Origin of the sequence: Cryobacterium sp. PH31-L1 (assembly GCF_030063145.1) — a bacterium.
In the GTDB taxonomy this organism is placed as follows: Bacteria; Actinomycetota; Actinomycetes; order Actinomycetales; family Microbacteriaceae; genus Cryobacterium.
In genome coordinates this window covers 239,371-259,845 of record NZ_JASISM010000004.1, presented here as the reverse complement: position 1 = coordinate 259,845, position 20,475 = coordinate 239,371, and the positions used below count along the sequence as shown (strand labels likewise).

At 64.8% G+C, this 20,475-nt stretch carries 21 protein-coding genes and 4 tRNA genes; 17 read left to right on the top strand and 8 right to left on the bottom strand.

Annotated elements, in window-relative coordinates:
• Positions 1–97 precede the first annotated feature (97 nt).
• On the bottom strand, positions 98–1,321 hold the full coding sequence (locus tag QMF22_RS10220; protein WP_283453151.1) for an HRDC domain-containing protein: 1,224 nt from the start codon (positions 1,319–1,321) through the stop codon (positions 98–100).
• Positions 1,314–1,904 (bottom strand): DUF3000 domain-containing protein, encoded by a 591-nt coding sequence (locus QMF22_RS10215; RefSeq protein ID WP_283453149.1) that lies wholly within the window; start codon positions 1,902–1,904, stop codon positions 1,314–1,316. The genes QMF22_RS10220 and QMF22_RS10215 overlap by 8 nt, the downstream gene beginning before the upstream one ends.
• A 64-nt stretch (positions 1,905–1,968) precedes the next feature.
• Between QMF22_RS10215 and QMF22_RS10210 the strand changes: the two genes are divergently transcribed.
• A complete protein-coding gene (locus QMF22_RS10210; protein ID WP_283453147.1) occupies positions 1,969–3,174 on the top strand; it encodes an alpha/beta hydrolase family protein in 1,206 nt (401 codons plus the stop codon).
• Between the two features lie 9 nt (positions 3,175–3,183).
• On the opposite strand, the gene QMF22_RS10205 is transcribed toward QMF22_RS10210, so the two are convergent.
• Positions 3,184–3,606: a SufE family protein gene (locus QMF22_RS10205; RefSeq protein ID WP_283453437.1), complete on the bottom strand. Its 423-nt coding sequence runs from the start codon at positions 3,604–3,606 to the stop codon at positions 3,184–3,186.
• A gap of 2 nt (positions 3,607–3,608) precedes the next feature.
• On the bottom strand, positions 3,609–4,514 hold the full coding sequence (locus tag QMF22_RS10200) for a sulfurtransferase (RefSeq protein ID WP_283453145.1): 906 nt from the start codon (positions 4,512–4,514) through the stop codon (positions 3,609–3,611).
• A 134-nt stretch (positions 4,515–4,648) separates the two neighbouring features.
• On the opposite strand from QMF22_RS10200, the gene zapE reads away from it, so the two are divergent.
• Entirely contained in the window at positions 4,649–5,701 is a 1,053-nt protein-coding gene (zapE, locus tag QMF22_RS10195) for a cell division protein ZapE (protein WP_283453143.1), read from the top strand.
• A 154-nt stretch (positions 5,702–5,855) separates the two neighbouring features.
• Positions 5,856–7,082 (top strand): ammonium transporter, encoded by a 1,227-nt coding sequence (locus tag QMF22_RS10190; RefSeq protein WP_283453142.1) that lies wholly within the window; start codon positions 5,856–5,858, stop codon positions 7,080–7,082.
• 121 nt (positions 7,083–7,203) lie between these two features.
• Here the strand turns inward: QMF22_RS10190 and QMF22_RS10185 are convergent, their stop codons facing one another.
• Positions 7,204–8,385, bottom strand: a complete 1,182-nt coding sequence (locus QMF22_RS10185; protein ID WP_283453140.1) for a MarP family serine protease — start codon at positions 8,383–8,385, stop codon at positions 7,204–7,206.
• 166 nt (positions 8,386–8,551) lie between these two features.
• Here QMF22_RS10185 and QMF22_RS10180 point away from each other — a divergent pair, with 166 nt between their 5' ends.
• The gene (locus QMF22_RS10180) at positions 8,552–9,283 is read left to right on the top strand and encodes a YqjF family protein (RefSeq protein ID WP_283453138.1); all 732 of its coding nucleotides are present in this window, start codon (positions 8,552–8,554) and stop codon (positions 9,281–9,283) included.
• Between the two features lie 20 nt (positions 9,284–9,303).
• Here QMF22_RS10180 and QMF22_RS10175 read toward each other — a convergent pair whose 3' ends face one another.
• From QMF22_RS10175 to QMF22_RS10165, 3 genes are all read right to left on the bottom strand, one after another.
• Positions 9,304–9,948: an SDR family oxidoreductase gene (locus QMF22_RS10175; protein WP_283453135.1), complete on the bottom strand. Its 645-nt coding sequence runs from the start codon at positions 9,946–9,948 to the stop codon at positions 9,304–9,306.
• A gap of 36 nt (positions 9,949–9,984) precedes the next feature.
• The gene (locus QMF22_RS10170; protein ID WP_283453133.1) at positions 9,985–10,698 is read right to left on the bottom strand and encodes a M50 family metallopeptidase; all 714 of its coding nucleotides are present in this window, start codon (positions 10,696–10,698) and stop codon (positions 9,985–9,987) included.
• A 95-nt stretch (positions 10,699–10,793) separates the two neighbouring features.
• Positions 10,794–10,869 (bottom strand) — tRNA-Val (locus QMF22_RS10165).
• Between the two features lie 438 nt (positions 10,870–11,307).
• Here QMF22_RS10165 and QMF22_RS10160 point away from each other — a divergent pair.
• The 13 genes from QMF22_RS10160 (at position 11,308) to yajC (ending at position 20,442) form a co-directional block, all read left to right on the top strand.
• Positions 11,308–11,379, top strand: a tRNA-Gly gene (locus QMF22_RS10160).
• 73 nt (positions 11,380–11,452) lie between these two features.
• Positions 11,453–11,526, top strand: a tRNA-Cys gene (locus QMF22_RS10155).
• Between the two features lie 60 nt (positions 11,527–11,586).
• Positions 11,587–11,658 (top strand) — tRNA-Val (locus QMF22_RS10150).
• Positions 11,659–11,876: 218 nt separating this feature from the next.
• Complete coding sequence (thrS, locus tag QMF22_RS10145; protein WP_283453435.1) at positions 11,877–13,847, top strand: threonine--tRNA ligase; 1,971 nt, start codon at positions 11,877–11,879, stop codon at positions 13,845–13,847.
• Position 13,848: 1 nt separating this feature from the next.
• Positions 13,849–14,466, top strand: a complete 618-nt coding sequence (locus QMF22_RS10140) for an HIT family protein (protein ID WP_283453131.1) — start codon at positions 13,849–13,851, stop codon at positions 14,464–14,466.
• 102 nt (positions 14,467–14,568) lie between these two features.
• Positions 14,569–15,471 (top strand): pyridoxal 5'-phosphate synthase lyase subunit PdxS, encoded by a 903-nt coding sequence (gene pdxS, locus QMF22_RS10135; RefSeq protein WP_283453129.1) that lies wholly within the window; start codon positions 14,569–14,571, stop codon positions 15,469–15,471.
• Positions 15,472–15,482: 11 nt separating this feature from the next.
• Positions 15,483–16,127 carry a pyridoxal 5'-phosphate synthase glutaminase subunit PdxT gene (gene pdxT / locus QMF22_RS10130; protein WP_502846932.1) on the top strand — a complete coding sequence of 215 codons (645 nt, stop codon included), beginning with the start codon at positions 15,483–15,485 and terminating at the stop codon, positions 16,125–16,127.
• Between the two features lie 74 nt (positions 16,128–16,201).
• Positions 16,202–16,756: a DUF1697 domain-containing protein gene (locus tag QMF22_RS10125; protein ID WP_283453127.1), complete on the top strand. Its 555-nt coding sequence runs from the start codon at positions 16,202–16,204 to the stop codon at positions 16,754–16,756.
• Between the two features lie 75 nt (positions 16,757–16,831).
• Complete coding sequence (locus QMF22_RS10120; RefSeq protein WP_283453125.1) at positions 16,832–17,596, top strand: YebC/PmpR family DNA-binding transcriptional regulator; 765 nt, start codon at positions 16,832–16,834, stop codon at positions 17,594–17,596.
• Positions 17,597–17,600: 4 nt separating this feature from the next.
• Entirely contained in the window at positions 17,601–18,227 is a 627-nt protein-coding gene (gene ruvC, locus QMF22_RS10115; RefSeq protein ID WP_283453123.1) for a crossover junction endodeoxyribonuclease RuvC, read from the top strand.
• Positions 18,224–18,889: a Holliday junction branch migration protein RuvA gene (ruvA, locus tag QMF22_RS10110; protein WP_283453121.1), complete on the top strand. Its 666-nt coding sequence runs from the start codon at positions 18,224–18,226 to the stop codon at positions 18,887–18,889. The genes ruvC and ruvA overlap by 4 nt, the downstream gene beginning before the upstream one ends.
• Positions 18,886–19,950 carry a Holliday junction branch migration DNA helicase RuvB gene (ruvB, locus tag QMF22_RS10105; protein WP_283453119.1) on the top strand — a complete coding sequence of 355 codons (1,065 nt, stop codon included), beginning with the start codon at positions 18,886–18,888 and terminating at the stop codon, positions 19,948–19,950. Before ruvA ends, ruvB begins: the two co-directional genes overlap by 4 nt.
• A gap of 105 nt (positions 19,951–20,055) precedes the next feature.
• The gene (gene yajC / locus QMF22_RS10100; protein WP_092340030.1) at positions 20,056–20,442 is read left to right on the top strand and encodes a preprotein translocase subunit YajC; all 387 of its coding nucleotides are present in this window, start codon (positions 20,056–20,058) and stop codon (positions 20,440–20,442) included.
• Positions 20,443–20,475 lie beyond the last annotated feature (33 nt).

Genomic DNA, 20,475 nt, shown 5'->3' with positions numbered 1-20,475 from the left:
TGATTCACACAGGTACGACTGCTTGGCGCAGCGCATCTGCAGGGTCTTCCCCGATCCTAGGGTGGCAGAAATGGCCGCCCGAATCGTTTGGCGGTTTCTACGACTGCAGATCCGAGGCCGGGTCGGCCGTTTGTGGAACTTCTACAAAAGCATCCGCTATTAATTGTGCGGTCACGTCAACTTGCCAGTGCCGTGCTCCCAAATTGGTCAACGCTTGTGCAACGGATGCCGCATCCAGCGGCGCTGGTGGCGTCCAAGCCACCCGACGCAGAAAGTCGGGCGTGAGTAGATTCTCCAGGGGAATCGCGACCTCGTCGGAGAGGGCCTGGAGCGCAGCACGCGCCGCCTTGTAGCGCACGTCGGCTTCCGGATTGCGGTCGGCCCACGCCCGAGGCGGTGGCAGGGTGTCGTTGCTCGCCTTGAGCGCTGGCAGGTCCGCGGTGGCGCGGCCGCGCTGGATCGCAGCCCACCACCGGTCGAGCTCGTTGCGGCTCGCCCGACCGTTGAATTCGCGCAGGTCGGAGAGCGCCTGCCGGGTCGCCGGAAGGACCCGGGCGGCAGCGAGCAGGGATGCGTCGGGCACGAGACGGCCGGGGGAGACGTCCACGTCGCGCGCGAACTCGTCGCGGGCCAACCAGAGTTCCCGGGCGACAGCGAGGTTGCGCTGGCTGCGCAGGGAGTGCAGACCCGACAGCCGTCGCCACGGGTCGACTCGGGCGGCCTTGGCCTCCTTCGCCAGGGTCGCGGCGAATTCCTGGGCGGCAATCTCGGTCTTGTCGGACTCGACCAGCAGGTCGACCATGCGATCGCGCAGGTCGGGCAGGAGCTCGACGTCGAGGGCGGCGTAGACGAGCCAGGATTCGGGCAGGGGTCTGGTCGACCAGTTCGCGGCCGAGTGTTCCTTGGCGAGGTGGATTCCGAGCAGCTCTTCCACCACGGTGCCGAGGCCGACCCGCGGAATACCGAGCAGCCGCGCGGCAAGCTCGGTGTCGAAGATGTGTGCCGGGTCGAGGCCGACCTCGCGCAGGCAGGCGAGGTCCTGGCTCGCGGCGTGCAGAACCCATTCCTCATCGGCCAGCGCTTCGTTCAGCTCGCTGAAATCGCCGATCGGCGGCGGGTCGAACAGAAACGTGCCGGCGCCGCGGCGATAGATCTGAATCAGGTACGCGCGTTGCGAGTAGGTGAAGCCGGATGCCCGCTCAGCGTCGACCCCGACCGGCCCGTTACCGGCGGCCAGGGCGGCTGTCGCGGTGAGGTAGGCCTCACGGGTGTCAACGACCTGGTGTTGGACGGTGCTCTGCTTGGATTGCGATTCAGCCACGGGCTGCTCGGCGTGCTGACAACATGCTGACTCCTTCCCCAGCGGGAGGGAGGCCGGCGAGCATACAGAGCAGCTCGCCCCAGCCCTCGACGTGGGCGGTGAGATTGTGATCCAGGGGCGTCCACGACGCGCGCAGCTCAATCTGCGCGCCATCCCCCTGTTTGGCGAGTTCGCCAAAGCCTGACGAGATTATTTTAGTCGACGTTCCGGAGGCCGCGGTGTACTTCGCCTTGCGGGAGTCCAGGGCATCGACGAGCCAGGCCCAGGTGACCTCGGCCAGAAACGGGTCGAGGCCGATCTCCACCTCGAGCGGTGCCTGCGCGAAACAGACCACGCGAAAGGCTCCGTTCCAGCCGTCGGGCTCCTCCGGGTCATAGAGCAGAATGAAGCGGCCGGTCCCCAGATCGGAGTCGCTGCCGTGCCGCACCGGCCGGATATTCGCGGCGAGCGCGATCGAATACGGCGCGAGCTGGGCGGGCGCGGCAATTTCCGTGACGACTAATTCGGCCCGGCTCGTGGCGCCACGAATCGCGGTCAATGCCGCGGAAAACTCCGCGGGAAGCGATTGATCTGTTTCGGGCACGTCTGCAGACTAGAGTTTTTTCTGGGTGTTGTCCGTGAGGCACGCCGACCAGTCGGAGGTGCACATGCACGACCCACAGCCGCCAAACGGGCGTAACCACCACGTTCCGCGTGCGATTCTCGGCGTGACCGGTATCGTCGTCGCGGGTTCCGCCCTTGTTCTTGCCAGCGCCGTCGGCGTGCTCTCTGCGGTCATGGCCAAGACCATCGTCACCCCGCCGACAGCGCGGACCGATGACACCAGGGTCGTCGCGGTCGATTTGGCGAACGGCACGATTTCGCTGAAACGCCACCGCGATTCCGTGCTGCCTGGCGATTACAGCTTCTTCTTCAACGGCGGCACCGGCCACGCCCGGGTCGGTGAGGTCACCGCGCGCACGGCGACGACCGTCACCCGGCGCATCCTCGCTGTCGACTACGGTGACCTCCAGGTGGCGCGCCGTGGCCGGTTCAGCGGCTGGCTCTTCACGAGTCCCGCCGATCTGGACGTCGAGTGGACCGAGGTCGCCGTCCCCGCACCCCTGGGTCCAGCTCCCGCCTGGATCTTTCCAGCGGATACTGCAGCGCGGTCGACACGGTGGGTGATTCAGGTGCACGGCCGGGCGGTGCGCCGCGAGGAGGCACTGCGGGCGGTGCCGGTCTTTCGCGCGGCCGGCTACACGTCGTTGCTCGTCTCCTATCGCAACGACGGCGACGCCCCGGCGAGCGCTGACGGACGGTACGGCCTCGGCGACACCGAATGGCCCGACGTGGACGCTGCAATCGACTACGCCGCAGCGCACGGGGCGACGAGCATTGTGTTGATGGGCTGGTCGATGGGTGGCGCCGTGGTGCTGCAGACCCTCACCCGCAGCGCGCACCCGCACTTGATCCGCGGTGTCGTGCTGGAATCTCCCGTAATCGACTGGACCGACGTGGTCAAAGCGCAGGCGAGAGACCGGCGGCTGCCGGTTCTGATCGCCCACGGCGCGGTCGCAATCTTGGGGGCAGGCTGGGCCAGGCACCTCACCGGGCAGACCGAGCCGATTGATTTCAAGCGGCTCGACTTTGTGGCCAGGGCGCGCGACCTGCATGGACCCATTCTGCTGCTGCACAGCGATGACGACGGCTTCGTGCCGGCCACCGGATCGCGCCGGCTGGCCGGGCTCCGGCCCGACACGGTGACTTTCGTGGCGTTCAGCGAAGCCCGCCATACCAAACTGTGGAACTACGATCCCGCCCGGTGGGACGCCGCGATCGCGGCCTGGCTGGCCGCGCTCCCGGGCTCCTGAGGCCGAGATTCAGGCGGCGAGGCGATCCCGCAGCTGACGTTTGGCCCGGCCGAGCATCGCGCTCATGCCGCGCAGGCGCAGCGGAGAAACGGCCTCGCTCAGACCGATCGACTGCGGATAGTCATCGGGAACCGCCAGCACCTCCTCGGCGCTGAGGCCGTCCAGGCCCTGGGCCAGGATCGACGCGAACCCGCGAGTGGTCGGCGACTCCCGCGGTGCTGTCGCGTGCAGGTGAAACGCGCCGTCGGCATCCACTTCGACAAAGATGAACACCGGGGACTGGCATTCAACGACGCGTTCGAGCAGATCGGGGTGGTCCTGAAACTTCTGCGGAAGTTCGGGCAGCTCGTTGGCGAACTCCAGCAGCAGGAGCAAACGGTCCTTCTGCTCGAGCGCGAGAAAGTCCTCGCGAATCTCATTCAGCAGGTCCATGCTCACGGGCGCGGCGCCGGTGCAGTTCCGGGCGCGCTGCCGACCGCGATCGGCACCGCCACGGCGTTGCCCCACTCGGTCCAGGAACCGTCGTAGTTGCGCACGTTGTCGAACCCGAGCAGGTGGGTCAGCACGAACCAGGTGTGGCTCGAGCGCTCACCGATCCGGCAATACGCGATCACGTCGTCGCCCTCGGCGAGGCCGGCTTCGCCCAGGTAGATGCCGTCGAGTTCGGCGCGGGTACGAAACGTGGAGTCGGTGGCCGCGGCCCTGGCCCACGGGACCGAGGCGGCGGACGGAATGTGGCCGCCGCGCAGGGCGCCCTCTTCGGGGTAGGCGGGCATCGTCGTGCGGGCGCCGCTGTATTCCTCGTCGGAGCGCACATCGATGAGCGGGTTGCCGAAATGAGCGAGAACATCCGCTTTGAACGCACGAATCGGGGCATCGTTTCGCTCGATCACAGGGTAATCCGTTGGGGTGACCGGCGATGCCGTCGTGGTGATCTCGCGGCCTTCGGCGAGCCACTTGGAGCGTCCGCCGTCGAGAAGGCGAACATCGTCGTGGCCGAACAGAGTGAATACCCAGAGGGCGTAGGCGGCCCACCAGTTGCTCTTGTCGCCGTAGATGACGACCGTGCTGTCGCGGGCGATGCCCTTGCTGGTCATGAGCGCGGAGAAGGCAGCGCCGTCGATGTAGTCACGGTTGACCTTGTCGTTGAGGTCGGTGTGCCAGTCGATCTTCACCGAGCCCGGGATGTGCCCCACCTCGTAGAGCAAAACGTCTTCGTCGGACTCCACGACGACCAGTCCAGCGTCACCGTGGTGCTCGGCCAGCCATTCGGTCGAAACCAATTTGGACGGGTGGGCGTAGGCGGCAAACTTCTCGGTCGGATCGAACGGGGCAGACATATAACCTCCATGTGGACCGGATGCATACGGATTCGGGTTGACCGCGGATTAGGCTTGGCTGGCCCACCACTTAAACTTACGCGGTGCCGGCATTCAGCGCATTCGCAGCAACAGAACGAGAACGGGCGTTTCCCATGGCACCAGAGGCTCACCAGAAGGCACAGCACACGGTTCCGCAACTGGCCGAGCGAACCCCCAGCATCACGGGCCGGGAAATCGTGGCCGAGTTGGTGCCGCCTCCCCAGTTTGAACACGCCTCGTTCGAGAACTACCGGCCCGATCATGACTACCCGTCGCAGGTCGCGGCCGTCGAAAAGTTAAAGGAGTTCGTGAACCCTCGTCCCGCCGGGTTCTTCTCCCGCCGCCGCCAGGCCAAGGACGACCTGCCCGGCATCTACCTGGACGGTGGGTTCGGTGTCGGCAAGACGCACCTGCTCGCCGCGCTCTGGCACGCCGCGACCGGCCCGAAATATTTCGGAACTTTCATTGAGTACACGGCCTTGGTGGGGGCGCTCGGCTACCAGGAGACCATCAAGGAACTGCGCAGCGCGAAGCTCATCTGCATCGACGAGTTCGAGCTCGACGATCCGGGCGACACCATGGTGATGACCCGGTTGCTCGGCGAACTGGTTGCCACCGGCACCCGCGTCGCCGCCACGTCGAACACCCCGCCCAATTCGCTCGGCGAGGGCCGATTCGCTGCCCAGGACTTTCTGCGCGAGATCTCGGCCATGAGTGCCAACTTCGAGACCCTGCGCATCGACGGCCTCGACTACCGTCGCCGCAATGTCACCGGCCAGGCCGTGGCGGTGGAGCCTGAGGCACGTGAACACCTGGTCAACACCCTGCTCGGTCGCGGTTCCAAGGTCACCGAAGACGACTTTGGTTCTCTGATTCGTCACCTCGGCACCGTGCATCCGTCGAAGTACGTCAAGGTCATTCGCGACGTCGAGGTCATCGCCCTGCGCGGCGTTTTTCTGCTCACCGACCAGTCAGACGCCCTGCGGCTGGTGGCGTTCATCGACCGGGTCTACGACGCCGAGATTCCGATCGTCGCCAGCGGGCGCCCACTCAATGAGGTCTTCGACGACGAGATGATGGCCGGCGGGTACCGCAAGAAATACCAGCGCTCCCAGTCGCGCATGGTCGCCCTCACCACGGGAGAGCTGCCGCTGCACACCGACTGACCCGGAAATCTGGCGTTAACAATTCGCCAAAGCTCGTAACCGGTACGAAACACGACGGAACGTTGGTTGTAACACCCACCTCAGATACTTGATCCGTATCCGAGGTGGGTCACCTCGCGCTACACCCTGCACATTCGACGCGTAAGGACAATCTATGGATACCGGAAGCATTGCATGGGGGCTCACAGCCACCGCACTCGTGTTGTTTATGACACCAGGTGTCGCCTTCTTCTACGGCGGACTGGTCAAGGCCAAGAGCGTCATCAGCATGATGATGATGAGCTTCGGCGCGCTGGGCCTGATCAGCGTCCTGTGGATCCTCTACGGCTTCAACATGAGCGCCGTCAACGGCCCCACGGAATTCGCCGGTAACCCGTTCTCCGACTTCGGCCTCGGCAAGCTGGCGATGGGCGAGACCGGGAGTATAGACCTTCTCGGCGCCACTTACGGAGCCACCTTCGCCATCATCACCGTCGCCCTCATCAGCGGTGCCGTCGCCGACCGGGCCAAGTTCGGCTCGTGGATGATCTTCGCCGGCGTCTGGGCGACCCTCGTGTACTTCCCCGTCGCAGCCTGGGTCTGGGGCGGTGGCTGGATTATGAAACTCGGCGAGACTCTCGGCCTCGGTGACATCGCTGTGATCGACTACGCCGGTGGTACCGCCGTGCACATCAACGCCGGTGCCGCAGCCCTCGCTCTCGCGCTGGTACTCGGAAAGCGCGTCGGCTTTCAGAAGGGCATCACCAAGCCGCACAACGTGCCGCTGGTGCTCATCGGCGCCTCCATCCTCTGGTTCGGCTGGTTCGGTTTCAACGCCGGAGCTGAATGGCTCAACGGCCTCGAAAACGTCGGCATCATCGTCGTCAACACCCTCGGTGCCACGGCAGCGGCCATCCTCGGCTGGATGCTCGTCGAGAAGTTCAAGGACGGCAAGGCAACCTCGGTCGGCGCCGCCTCCGGTGCAGTCGCCGGCCTGGTCGCTATCACGCCGGCCTGCGCCAACCTCGAGCCCGGCTGGGCACTGCTGCTCGGTGCCGTCGCCGGTGCCGTCTGCGCCCTCGCCGTTGAACTCAAGTTCAAGCTCGGCTTCGACGACTCGCTCGACGTCGTCGGCATCCACCTCGTCGGTGGCGTCATCGGAACCCTCTACCTCGGCTTCTTTGCCATTGGTACCGGGCTGTTCACCGGCGGTGACCTGAGCCAGCTCCTCGTGCAGGCCATCGCAGCCTTCGCCGTTCTCGCCTACTCCTTCGTCGTTGCCTATGTTCTCGGTTTCGCGATCGAGAAGACCATCGGCTTCCGCATCAAGAACGAAGACGAACTGGCCGGGATCGACACGAGCGTGCACGGCGAAGAGGGCTACGCCCTCGAGCGTGTCTAGCGACTGACTCCCGCTCGACTCGGGCACAGGGGCGGTATGGAGAACGGGGTGACCCCGGCTCTGTACCGCCCCTTATCGGTGCATGCCGTGGCGGCTGTTCCAGCGAAGCGGATGCCGCGGCTCAGCCGCGAACGCAGGTACCGGAGGAGACCGGAGCGCCGAGGCCGGGCGCAAGGCTAATGACCGGCTGAACCTCTTCGAGCGCGAGGGCATAGCCGACGTTCTCGGTGTTGCTGGCCTTGGCAAAGATGACGCCAACGACCTGAGCGGATTCGCTCAGCAGCGGCCCGCCAGATTCCCCTTGCTGCACGTCGGATGCCACGGTGTACACCTGGCGGGGCGTCGGATCCTGGCCATAAATGTCGGCGACGCTGATGGTGCCGATCGAGATGACCTGCGCCGGGTCGGAGACATACGGTCCGCCGAACGGATACCCGTCGGCGACGGCGCCGTTGCCCGCAGCGAGATTAGCACCGATGGTGAGTGGTACAGCGCCGAGGCCAGGCACCGCAATGATGGCGAGGTCGTCGACCGGGTCGAAATACACGATCTCCCCGGCCATCGATTCGCCCGCCGGGGTTTCTACGACGGGCTGGCCTACTCCGGCGACGACGTGCGCGTTGGTGATGACTCGGCCGTCAGAGACCACGAAACCGCTGCCGGACTGGCTCTGTCCGCAGGCGTAGGCCGTTCCGGTGATGCGCACGACCGACTGCGCGGCCACGGCCAGCGCCGGGCTGCTGGTATCGGCTTCGGCGGCATCCGGTGTCGGTCCGGTGAACGCGTCGACAATGCGCGGCAGCCCCTGCTGCACGGCTACCGAGCGCAGCTCGGCCATCAGTGATTTCACCGGGTCGGGAGTGAGCGAGTCAATCCCGGAGACGACGGTGGATGAGGCGATTGCGGGGGAGAGAAAGGGAATGCCGAGGGCACCGATGCTGAACGCCACCATCGATGCCACGAGCGCGGAGGCGACGGCAGCGAAGGCCGCGCCGAGCACCCGATTGATCGTGCCGAAGGGAGATCGCTTCTTTCGGCGTCCGACCATGCCGCCGGCCGATGCACCGAGGGAGTGGCCAATGAGCACGAGCAGAACGGCGACCGCGATGGTGCCGGGGGTGCGCCACTCCGGGGCAGGAATCCAGCCGCCGACGAGCGGAACCACGAAGAAAGCGGCGATGCCGCCGAGCACCGCTCCGACAATTCCGGTGAGGCTCTGCAGCAGTCCGCTCCGGTAGCCGTTAACGAGGGCAACAAAGAGGACCAGAATCAGGAAGAGGTCGAGAACGGTCGAGCCCGGCATCCGTCTCCCTCATCTGTTCTATGTCGACGATTTCGTCTTCTTCATGTTTACACAGGCCTCCTCCGCGATTGCTGAGCGGGGCGGCCTCGGGTCCCGCATTCCCGGGCGATCAACAGGCGAAGTGGGTGCCCGGCGAGTACCCTGAGACCTCTGAGAGAGGAAACACGTGACGAACGCCGGGGCCTACCCCATTTCAGCGATCGCGCCGCCGCTGGCCGGACGGGCCGTGGCGAGTCAGCGCTGGTCGAACCTGGTTTTCCTGCATTGGCGAGTGGATGCCGCGCTGGTTGCGCCGCTCCTGCCCGCTGGCCTGGTGCCCGACGAATACGACGGTTCGAGCTGGGTCGGCCTGATTCCCTTCGTGCTCGATCGCGCGACCATCCTCGGCAGCCCGCCTATCCCATACTTCGGCACCTTCGTCGAAGTGAATGTGCGGCTTTATGCCGTGGATTCGCAGGGACGTCGCGGTGTCGTGTTCGTGTCGCTCGAGGCGAGCCGTCTCGCGGCCGTATTGGCCGCCCGGGCTCTGTTCTCGCTGCCCTACGTCTGGTCGCGCACACGCCTGCGGGTGAACTCCGGCCAGTACCGGTATACCTCTACCCGCCACGGCGCCGCGACCATTCGCACCGAGGTCGTAGCCCGCCCCGGAGCTGTCGCCGTGGCGGACGACCCGCTGGCTGACTTTCTGACGGCGCGCTGGGCGCTGTTCACGAGAATCCGTGGTCGCATCGTGCACCTGCGTAACCACCACGAGCCGTGGCCGTTGTATCCTGCCGTGCTGGTGAGCCTCGACGACACGCTGCTGGCCGCCGCCGGTTTCGCCGGTCTCGCCGATCGTGCGCCGGATTCCGTGCTCTATTCGCCCGGCGTCACGACCTGGTTCGGTCGTGGCGCCTGACTCCGGCGCTGAACCCCTTACTAACCAGCGATGGCGTCATTAATCGGCACGTCCCCGTCGGTGAATTCGATGAACCGGCCCACGGTGTTGTCGTTGGCCAGCACGGCGGCGGTGACGAGTGCCACGTTCTCGCGTGACGTGGTGCCGGAGGAGTCGGGTCCGACCGTGATGGCGCCGGTCGACGCGTCCAGAGTCAGCGCGCTCGGGCCGAGAATGGTCCAGTTCAGCGACGTGGCGCGCAGGTAGTCGTCCGCGGCGGCCTTGGCCTCGTAATAGGCGAACATGCCGTCGTCGGGGGAGGCGCCGTGGTCGGCACGTGACCCCTTATAGGACACCATGACGTACCGGTAGATGCCAGCCTGCGCGGCGGCATTGATCGAGCGGATGGCCGCGTCCCGGTCGACCGCGTAGGTGCGGTCCGCGCTGCCTCCGCCGGCTCCGGCCGACCAGACCACAGCGTCGTGCCCGACCAGTGCGGCCGCGAGCTGGTCTGTGGTCAGATTCTCGACATCCGCTACGACCGGCGTGGCACCGGTCGCGCTCACGTCGGCGGCGTGCTCGGGGTTGCGTATGAGTGAGCTGACGTCGTGGCCGTCAGCCGTCAGCAAGCTGGCCAGGTGGAGGGCAACTTTTCCGTGCCCGCCGATGATCGCAATTTTTGTCATGTAAACAACCCTGCCACGGTTGGCTGCGTACGGTACTCAGATTTGGATGAAGCCGAGCAGGCGTGCGCTGAGGGTGAGGCAGCCCAGTTGCACGAGGAGGAAAACGGCAACCCAGACGATTCCGGGAATGTGGGTGAGTCTCGCGAGCTGGTCGGCATCCGATGCGGAGCCCGCCCGCCTGGATCGGGATTGCTGCAGCTCGAGCGACGTGCGTAGCGAGCCGAGGAGCACAAACACCGTGACGAGCAGCGCAAAAATCCCCTGCACCTGGGGGGAGCCAAACCAGGAGACCCCGAAAACCAGGGCGCCGGTTGCGGCCACCGACCACAGTCCGAACCAGTTGCGAATCTGTACGAGCAGCAGGGTCAACAGCACCAGGAGTACCCAGAGCAGGCCCACGTCGTAGCCTAGGCTGAGCAGCCAGGCCGCACCGAGGCCGAGCAGCGCAGCCGCCGGGTATCCCGCCAGGAGGGTGAAGATCATGCCGGGTCCGCTCGGGCGCCCGCGACTCACCGTGAGCCCTGACGTGTCCGAATGCAAGCGGATGCCGCCCAGCCGCCGACCGCTCAGCACCGCGACAACACCGTGGCCGCCCTCGTGCACGATCGTTATGGCGTGGCGGGCGAGGCGCCACACCGGCGGAAACAGCACGATCACGGCGGCCGCCACGACGGTCAGCCAGGCCGCGAAGGGTTCCAGCCCGGCATGCGGTGTCGTCATGCGCTGCCAGATGTCGAGAAGCACGTCCATGTCTCTCAGACTAGGTTGCCCCAGGCTGCTCTCCCCGCTGTCGTGCGCGCAGGCGTAGGGAATGCAAAAAACCCCCTCGTAAAAGGGGGTTTTCGTGGTGGGCGATGCGGGACTTGAACCCACGACCTCTTCCGTGTGAAGGAAGCGCGCTACCAGCTGCGCCAATCGCCCAATTGCATTCGCAAGGCAACTAAAATTTGCCTTGCGACTTTTGATACTAGCCCAGAGTGGAGTGTCGCCGCACATCGACCCCGCACCCGGTGTGGCGTGTGCGGCCATGGGCGGATGAAGGCCCTTTTTGAGCGCGGTCGAGCTCAATTTCCGGGCGCGCGGGAGTTGCGCCGCAGCGCGGGAGGCGAAGCTCGAGCTCACTGGCGCGGCTCCCGAACCTCGAGTTACGCGGGTATTGCGGCCAGGACCGCACTCCCACGGACTGGCGCAACTCCCGCGTTTGGCGCAGCTCCCGCGCTCGCCCGACCCGATGCCAGGGCAGCCGAGTCAGCCCGAAGGCCTCCGCAGCACACCGCGCAACACGCCGTAGACGGCTCGGTTTGGTTTCCGTCTTGCTATTCAGCTAGAGTCTCTGAGTACGCAGAAATGCGGACAGTTGCGGATGTGGCGCAGTGGTAGCGCATCACCTTGCCAAGGTGAGGGTCGCGAGTTCGAATCTCGTCATCCGCTCAAATGAACTGGAATCGGCCAATTGGCCGGTTCCAATTCGTTTGGTATGAACCCATATGGTGTGAACCCACATGGTGGATTGGCCGAGAGGCGAGGCAGCGGCCTGCAAAGCCGTTAACACGGGTTCGAATCCCGTATCCACCTCCATTCTTTGAGCACGTCCTGAAGATGAGCATGTACAACAGAATGAGCAGTTCCCAGAATCTTGGGCGATTGGCGCAGCGGTAGCGCGCTTCCCTGACACGGAAGAGGTCACTGGTTCGATCCCAGTATCGCCCACAGAGTAGTTTGTACAGAATGTAGTTCACACAGAAGCCCCGGTTCGCCGGGGTTTTTTTGTACCCAAACCGCGCCGGTGCATGAACGCACGCCCGGTCTCGAGGCAGACCGACGGACAACCCCGCGCACGCCGCTAAAGTTGACGGGTAGGCAAACAATAGGGAGTTATACACGTGGCTGACGGCTTTGCGCTTTTCACCGATCGATCCGTTGTCGCGATGCGCGTCAACGGTGAGTTGAAAGATCTGGCGGCCACCGTGTTGCCGACGGATGCTGTCGAACCGGTCAGCATAAACTCTCCCGACGGCCTCAACATTCTGCGCCACTCCGCCACCCACGTGCTGGCCCAGGCCGTGCAGACCGTGAATCCGGCCGCCCGCCTCGGCATCGGCCCGTTCGTCACCGACGGCTTCTACTACGACTTCGACGTTGCCGACCCGTTCACTCCGGATGACATCAAATCGCTCGAAAAGGCGATGGACCGCATCATCCGCCAGGGCCAGCGTTTCGTGCGTCGCGTGGTCAACCACGATGAGGCACGCGCCGAACTCGCCGCTGAGCCGTACAAGCTCGAACTGATCGGCATCGAGGGCGGCCCCGGGGAGGGCGGAGATGCTGCAGCCAACAACAGCCCGACCGCCGACGAAGAATCGGTTGAGGTCGGCGGCGCCGAACTCACCATCTACGACAACGTCGATCCGAAGACGGGGGAGACGGTCTGGAAGGACCTCTGCCGCGGCCCCCACCTGCCGAACACCCGCATGATCGGCAACGGCTACTCGCTCACCCGCCTGGCCGCGGCTTACTGGCGCGGTTCGGAGAAGAACCCGCAGCTGCAGCGCATCTACGGCACCGCCTGGCCCACCAAGGATGAGCTGCGCGCGTATCAGACCCGTCAGGAAGAGGCGGCCAAGCGCGATCATCGCAAGCTTGGCGCCGAACTCGACCTGTTCAGCTTCCCGGAGGAGATCGGTTCCGGCCTCGCCGTGTTCCACCCCAAGGGCGGCATCATCCGCCAGGAGATGGAGAACTACTCCCGCAAGCGTCACACCGAAGCCGGCTATGACTTTGTCTACTCGCCGCACATCACCAAGTCGACCCTGTTCGAAACCTCCGGACACCTCGACTGGTACCGCGAGGGCATGTTCCCCCCGATGCACCTCGACGAGGAACGTGATGACACCGGCCATGTCACCCGCCAGGGCGTCGACTACTACCTGAAGCCGATGAACTGCCCGTTCCACAACCTCATCTTCAAGTCCAGCGGTCGCAGCTACCGCGAACTGCCGATGCGACTGTTCGAATTCGGTTCGGTCTACCGCTATGAGAAGTCCGGCGTGCTCAACGGGCTCACCCGTGTGCGCGGCATGACCCAGGACGACGCACACATCTACACCACCAAGGAAGGCATGAAAGAAGAGCTCACCAGCACCCTCAACTTCGTGCTGCAGCTCCTCGCCGATTACGGTCTGCAAGACTATTACCTCGAGCTCTCCACCAAAGACCCGAAGAAGTTCGTCGGCACCGACGAGGCGTGGGAAGAAGCCACCGAAACGCTGCGCGAGGTGGCCGAGGCATCGGGTCTCGATCTGGTTGCCGACCCGGGTGGTGCCGCGTTCTACGGCCCCAAGATCTCGGTGCAGGCCAAGGATGCGATCGGGCGCACCTGGCAGATGTCGACCATCCAGCTCGATTTCAACCTGCCGGAGCGCTTCGACCTCGAATACACGGCGAACGACGGCAGCCGCCAGCGCCCGGTCATGATCCACCGTGCCCTGTTCGGCTCGATCGAGCGCTTCTTCGCCGTACTCACCGAGCACTACGCCGGGGCGTTCCCGGTGTGGCTGGCTCCGGTACAGGTCGTCGGAATTCCCGTGTCGGAGCAGTACGGTCCGTACCTCGACGATGTCATCGCGACCCTCAAGAAGGCCGGAGTACGCGCCGAAGTCGACCATTCCGACGACCGGATGCAGAAGAAGATCCGTACCCACACCAAAGCCAAAGTGCCCTACCAGCTCATCGTGGGCGAAGACGACCAGGCCAACGGTGCGGTCAGCTTTCGGTACCGCGACGGTACCCAGCAGAACGGTGTGCCCGTAGCCGAAGCCGTGCGACTCATCGTGGAATCGATCGAGACCCGCGCCCAGGTGACGACCACCCCGATCGCGCCCGCCGAAGTGCAGGCCTGACATGGCTGAAATTCCGGTTGATCGGCTGCGGGGCTCCGATACCGCCGACGCCGGCGCGGGGGAGACCTCCGTCGAATTTGCGGCGGTTCCGGATGCCTTCCAACGGCTCTGGACACCGCATCGAATGGTCTACATCCAGGACGGACAGCAGCCGCACTCCGACGATTGCCCGTTCTGCATCGCGCCGACCCTGGAGGATGAGAAAGCACTGATTGTCGCCCGCGGCACCCACGCCTACGTTCTGCTCAATTTGTTTCCCTATAACAGCGGTCACTTGCTGGTTTGCCCATACCGGCACGTCGCCACCTACGACCAGGCCACACCCCAGGAAGTCGCCGAGATCGCCGAACTCACCCAGATTGCCATGCGCGTGCTGGCCGAGGTGTCGAACTGCGACGGATTCAATATCGGCATGAACCAGGGGCGCATCGCGGGGGCCGGCATCGCCGAGCACCTTCACCAGCACATCGTGCCCCGCTGGGCGCTCGATTCCAATTTCTTTCCCATCATCGCCGGAACCAAGGCCATTCCGCGCTTGCTCGGCGACGTGCGTCGGGAAATCGCAAAGGGCTGGCCCGTCGCGGGGGCTCCTGCGGCTGCTGCCACAAGCGTTCTCTAGCTTTTTCTCACGGCCGGGCGCGTGCTGGTGCGCCCCGGTCTTCCGCTCACACCCACCAGCCTCCGACCAGACCACCACCGTGCAAGGAATAGGATCGTACTTATGACTGAATCAACCTCTGCCGAGCAGTTCGGCTCGAGCCGCGTCAAGCGTGGACTCGCCGAAATGCTCAAGGGCGGCGTCATCATGGACGTCGTCACCGCTGCCCAGGCTCGTATTGCTGAAGACGCCGGTGCTGTCGCCGTCATGGCTCTCGAGCGCGTTCCCGCCGACATCCGCTCGCAGGGTGGCGTGGCTCGCATGAGCGACCCCGACCTGATCGACAGCATCATCGCCGAGGTCAACATTCCGGTCATGGCGAAAGCCCGCATCGGCCACTTCGTCGAAGCACAGATTCTCGAGGTGCTCGGCGTCGACTACATCGACGAATCCGAAGTGCTCAGCCCGGCCGACTACATGAACCACATAGACAAGTGGAACTTCACCATTCCCTTCGTCTGTGGCGCCACCAACCTCGGTGAGGCGCTTCGCCGCATCAACGAGGGCGCGGCCATGATTCGTTCCAAGGGCGAAGCCGGTACCGGCGACGTCTCCGAAGCCACCAAACACATTCGCACCATCAACGGGGAGATCAAGCGCCTCACCTCGATGAGCCGTGACGAACTCTACGTCGCCGCCAAGGAGCTGCAGGCTCCCTACGAGCTCGTCGCCGAGATCGCCACCACCGGCAAGCTGCCCGTCGTGTTGTTCACCGCCGGAGGTGTGGCCACCCCGGCCGACGCCGCCATGATGATGCAGCTCGGTGCTGACGGCGTGTTCGTCGGCTCCGGCATCTTCAAGTCGGGCAACCCCGAGCAGCGTGCAGCGGCCATCGTGAAGGCCGTCACGTTTTACGACGACGCAAAGGTCATCGCGGATGTCTCGCGCGGACTCGGCGAAGCCATGGTCGGCATCAACGTGTCCGACATCCCGGCGCCGCACCTCCTCTCTACCCGCGGCTGGTAGCGCAACCGTTCGTGACGATTCTCTCCAGAGTGGGCACCCGACCAACAGAAACCGCCTTACCGGCAGGTCTGCGGGTCGGCGTGCTCGCTCTGCAGGGCGACTTTCGTGAGCACGCGCAGGTCTTGCGCGAGCTCGGCGCAGAAGTCGATCTGGTGCGCCGCCCGGAAGAGCTCGACCGCATTGACGGTCTGGTCATTCCGGGCGGCGAATCGAGCGTCATGGACAAACTTGCCCGCATCTTCGGCCTGGCCGAACCGCTGAAGGCCGCCATTCGCGGCGGTCTGCCGGTCTACGGCACCTGCGCCGGCCTGATCATGCTTGCCGACACCGTTCTCGACGGCATGAACGGGCAGCAGAGTCTCGGCGGGCTGGACATCGCGGTACGCCGCAACGCATTCGGCTCGCAAACCGCCTCCTTTGAGACCGACCTTGACGTTGCCGCGCTCGGCGACAAGCCCGTGCACGCGGTCTTTATTCGCGCCCCGGTGGTCGAAACCGTCGGCCCGCGGGCGACCGCACTAGCCACCCTCGACGACGGCCGCTGTGTTGCCGTGGAGCAGGGAAACCTGCTCGGCACGTCCTTTCACCCGGAGATCACCGGCGAATATCGTTTTCACCAGTATTTCCTTCAGAAACTGGTCGCCGCTGCTCGGTGAACAGCGCCTGAATTGTGCCGGGCGCGCGAGTGTGGCTAGGGTTCAGACATGACTCAGACACCCGGTGGTCAACGATGACCCGATATGTAGCACTGCTCCGTGGCATCAACGTCAACGGCATCACCATCGCCATGGCCGATCTTGCCGACACCTTTCATGACCTCGGTTACACCGACGTCAAAACCGTGCTGGCGAGCGGCAACGTCATCTTCAGCATCGACAGTCCCCTGGCTGATAAAGCCGATACAGCGGCCCTCAAAGCCCGCATCGAAGCGGCCCTGACCGCCCGGTTCGACTACGAGGCGTGGATCGTGCTGGTCGACGCCGAATCCCTCGACCGGATCGTTCGTGCCTTTCCGTTCACCGCCGAGCATGACGGCTGGCATTCCTATGTCATGTTCTCCTCCGACCCCGGTCATTTGAGCGAACTGGCCGGTCATGCCAAGGAGCTCGAGCCGTCCGACGAACGAATCGAACTCGGCCACGGCGTGCTGTACTGGGAGGTTCGCAAGGCCGTCGGCATCAAGAGCGCCTTCAGCAAGAAAAGCGCCAAGCTCAAGTACCGCGACACTACGACCACCCGCAACCTGCACACGCTGCACAAGCTGCTGGAAGTCACTCCGGGATAGACTGATTCGGCACTAAGCGTGCACCGACTTCGCAGCGCTCACTTAATTTTGGCGTAGCACAACAACGGGAGATTTATGTCCGGGCATTCCAAATGGGCCACCACCAAGCACCAGAAAGCGGTCACCGACTCCAGGCGCGCCAAGGCGTTCGCCAAACTCATCAAGAACATCGAGGTCGCGGCCCGACTGGGCGGCGCTGACCTCTCCGGTAACCCCACACTGGTCGACGCCATTCAGAAGGCCAAGAAGACTTCGGTGCCCAACGACAACATCGACCGCGCCGTCAAGCGCGGTGCCGGGCTGTCGGGCGAGCAGGTCGACTACACGACCATCATGTACGAGGGCTACGCCACCCACGGTGTCGCCATCATGATCGAGTGCCTCACCGACAACAAGAACCGTGCAGCGGCTGAAGTGCGCACCGCGATGGCTCGCAACGGCGGAGCTATGGCCGACCCGGGCAGTGTCGCCTACAACTTCCACCGCAAGGGCGTCGTCGTGGTCAAGCACCTGCCGACCCTCACCGAAGACGACATCATGCTCGCCGTTCTCGATGCCGGCGCCGAAGAGGTCATCGACGAGGGAGACACCTTCGAGATCCACTCTGATGTGAGCGACCTCGTCGCCACCCGCACCGCGCTGCAGGCCGCCGGAATCGACTATGAGTCGGCCGACATCGCGTTCATCCCGTCGCTCAAGATCGAGGTCGACGCCGAAACCGCCCGCAAGGTATTCCACCTGATCGACGCGATGGAAGACCTCGACGACGTGCAAAACGTGTACTCGAACTACGACCTGTCGGCCGAGGTACAGGCCGCACTCGCAGCCGAGTCCGAGTAGTTCGATGGCGGTCCGGGTTCTCGGCATCGACCCGGGCCTCACCCGCTGCGGCGTCGGCGTGGTCGACGTCGAGGGCAACCGATCAGCCAGGTTAGTTGATGTGACCGTGTTGCGCAGCGCCCCCGACCTGCCTCTCGAGCAGCGGCTGCTGTTGCTGTCCCAGGGGCTGGAGGAGATGCTCGACCGCCACCGGCCGCAGTTCATCGCCATTGAGCGGGTCTTCGCCCAGCACAACGTGCGCACCGTCATGGGCACAGCGCAGATCAGCGGGGTCGCCCTGCTGCTCGCCGCCCAGCGCGGTCTGCCGGTCACCCTGCACACCCCGAGCGAGGTGAAGGCCGCCATCACCGGTTACGGTGCCGCCGACAAGAAGCAGGTCGGCACCATGGTCGCCCGCATCCTCGGGCTGACCGAGATTCCCAAACCGGCCGACGCAGCGGATGCCCTCGCCCTCGCGATCTGCCACGCCTGGCGCACCGGAGCATCCGGCGGCACCCTGCCGACAGTCGCCTCGGTGAAAGCTGCCACGGTCACGACGGGCGCGCTGACGCCAGCGCAGAGGGCCTGGCGTGCCGCCGAACGTGGGTCGGCGCCAGAAGTGTCAGCGGTGCCCCGTAGTCTTAAGCGGTGATCTCTTCCGTACGTGGCCTTGTCCGCTCAGCTGTCGGCTCAACAGTCGTGATCGAGGTCGGGGGAGTCGGCCTCGGCATCCAGGTGACGCCGGCCACCGCACTCGGCCTGCGCATCAATGACGAAGCCCGGCTGGTGACCACCCTCATCGTGCGCGAAGATTCGCTCACCCTCTATGGCTTTCCCAGCGCAGACGAGCTTGCGGTCTTCGAACTGCTCGTCGGTGTGACCGGTGTGGGGCCGAAGTCCGCCCTGGGCGTGCTCGCGGTGCTCAGCCCCAACCAGATCGCGCAGGCCGTTGCCGGCGACGACGACGGCGTTTTCCGCAAGGTCAGCGGCATCGGACCGAAAACCGCCAAACTCATCGTGCTCTCCCTGGCCGGCAAGCTCGCCGTCACCGCGGCGACGTCTCCAACCCGCGCAGCCCCGGCTACGTCGGTCGCTGCCAGCGTGCAGGCTGCGCTGATCGGTCTCGGCTGGTCGGAGCGCGTCGCGGCCGAGGCCGTCGACGAAACCCTCACCGAGTTGGCGGATGCCGCCGGTGACGACGCTGCGCCGCCGGCGGTGGCGGCAGTGCTTCGGTTGGCTCTCGGCCGCCTTGGTCCGGCAGCGCACCACGCCACCGGGTCGGCGGCCTCGAGCACCGGAACGGCTCGCTCATGAGCACCGATCCCGCCGTCGAAAACTCCGCCATCAAACTGGTCACCCCCTCTCTCGAAAGTGAGTCCGAGCTGGCCTTCGAGGGCGCTCTGCGCCCGGCGAGTCTGGCCGAATTCGTCGGCCAGAAAAAAGTGCGTGGGCAGTTGCAGCTGCTGCTGACCGCCGCGACCATGCAGAATCGAACGCCAGACCACATTCTTCTGGCTGGCCCTCCCGGCCTCGGCAAAACCACCCTGGCCATGATCGTCGCCTACGAGGGCAACCGCCCGCTGCGAATGTCGAGCGGCCCGGCCATTCAGCACGCCGGCGATCTCGCGGCCGTGCTGTCGTCCCTGGTTCCCGGCGAAGTGCTGTTCATCGATGAAATCCATCGCATGGCACGTTCCGCCGAGGAGATGCTCTACCTCGCTATGGAAGACTTTCGCATCGACATCATGGTGGGAAAGGGTGCCGGCGCCACTTCCGTTCCACTCGACCTGGCCCCGTTCACCCTGGTAGGTGCAACGACCAGATCTGGCTTGCTGCCGAACCCTCTACGGGACCGTTTCGGTTTCACCGCCCACCTCGAGTTCTACGCCGAGAGTGAGCTCGAACAGGTGTTGGCCCGGGCAGCGCAGCTCATTGAGCTGCCGATCAAGAAGGATGCCCTGGCCGAGATCGCCGGACGGTGCCGTGGGACGCCGCGCATCGCGAACCGCCTGCTGCGCCGTGTGCGCGACTATGCGCTCGTGCACGGCGGAGCTGCCGACATTGCCGCGGTGCACGCGGCCCTCGAACTCTACGACGTCGACGCGATCGGCCTCGATCGGCTCGACCGGGAGGTCATGAAGATCATTTTGACGCGTTTTGGCGGCGGCCCGGTGGGGCTCAATACCCTGGCCGTGTCGGTGGGGGAAGAGTCCGAAACTGTCGAAGCGGTCGTTGAGCCCTTCCTGGTGCGGATAGGCTTCCTCACGCGTACCCCGCGAGGGCGCGTTGCCACCGGCGCAGCGTGGCAACATTTTGGTCTCGTGCCGCCCCCGGGCTCGACTGCACAGGGCACTACGACCCTTCTTGACCTATAATTCAATTTGGCCCGCCTGTCTAGAGGCATATTCTCTAGGCCTGCTGTCGGGTCGTAACTCACAGCTTCGGCCACCCGCGCCGCAATCGAAAGGTTTCACCGCTCTATGGATTCTTTGACTCTCGTTATGCTGGCCGTCTTGGCCGTACTCGTCTTCTTCATGTTCCGCAACGGACGCAAGCGCAAGAGGGACCAGGAGGCCCTGCAGGCCACCATGGTTCCCGGCGCCGACGTCATGACCAACTTCGGCATGTACGGCACGATCATTGCCATTGATGAAGAAGCCAACAAGGTCGAGCTGCAGATCGCGCCCGGCGTCATCGTCGAGATCCACCGCCAGACCATCGCTCGCGTGGTTGAGCCCGTTGTCGCCGACGAACTCGACGACGAGAGCGTTCAGGCCATCGACTCGCTGAACGAGCCGGAATTCGGCCAGCGCGTTGCCGACCTTGACACCGACACGACCGACCAGCCCAAAAAGGGTGACGCGTAGTCGTTTCTCGGCAGGCCTAGTTCGGTACGGCCT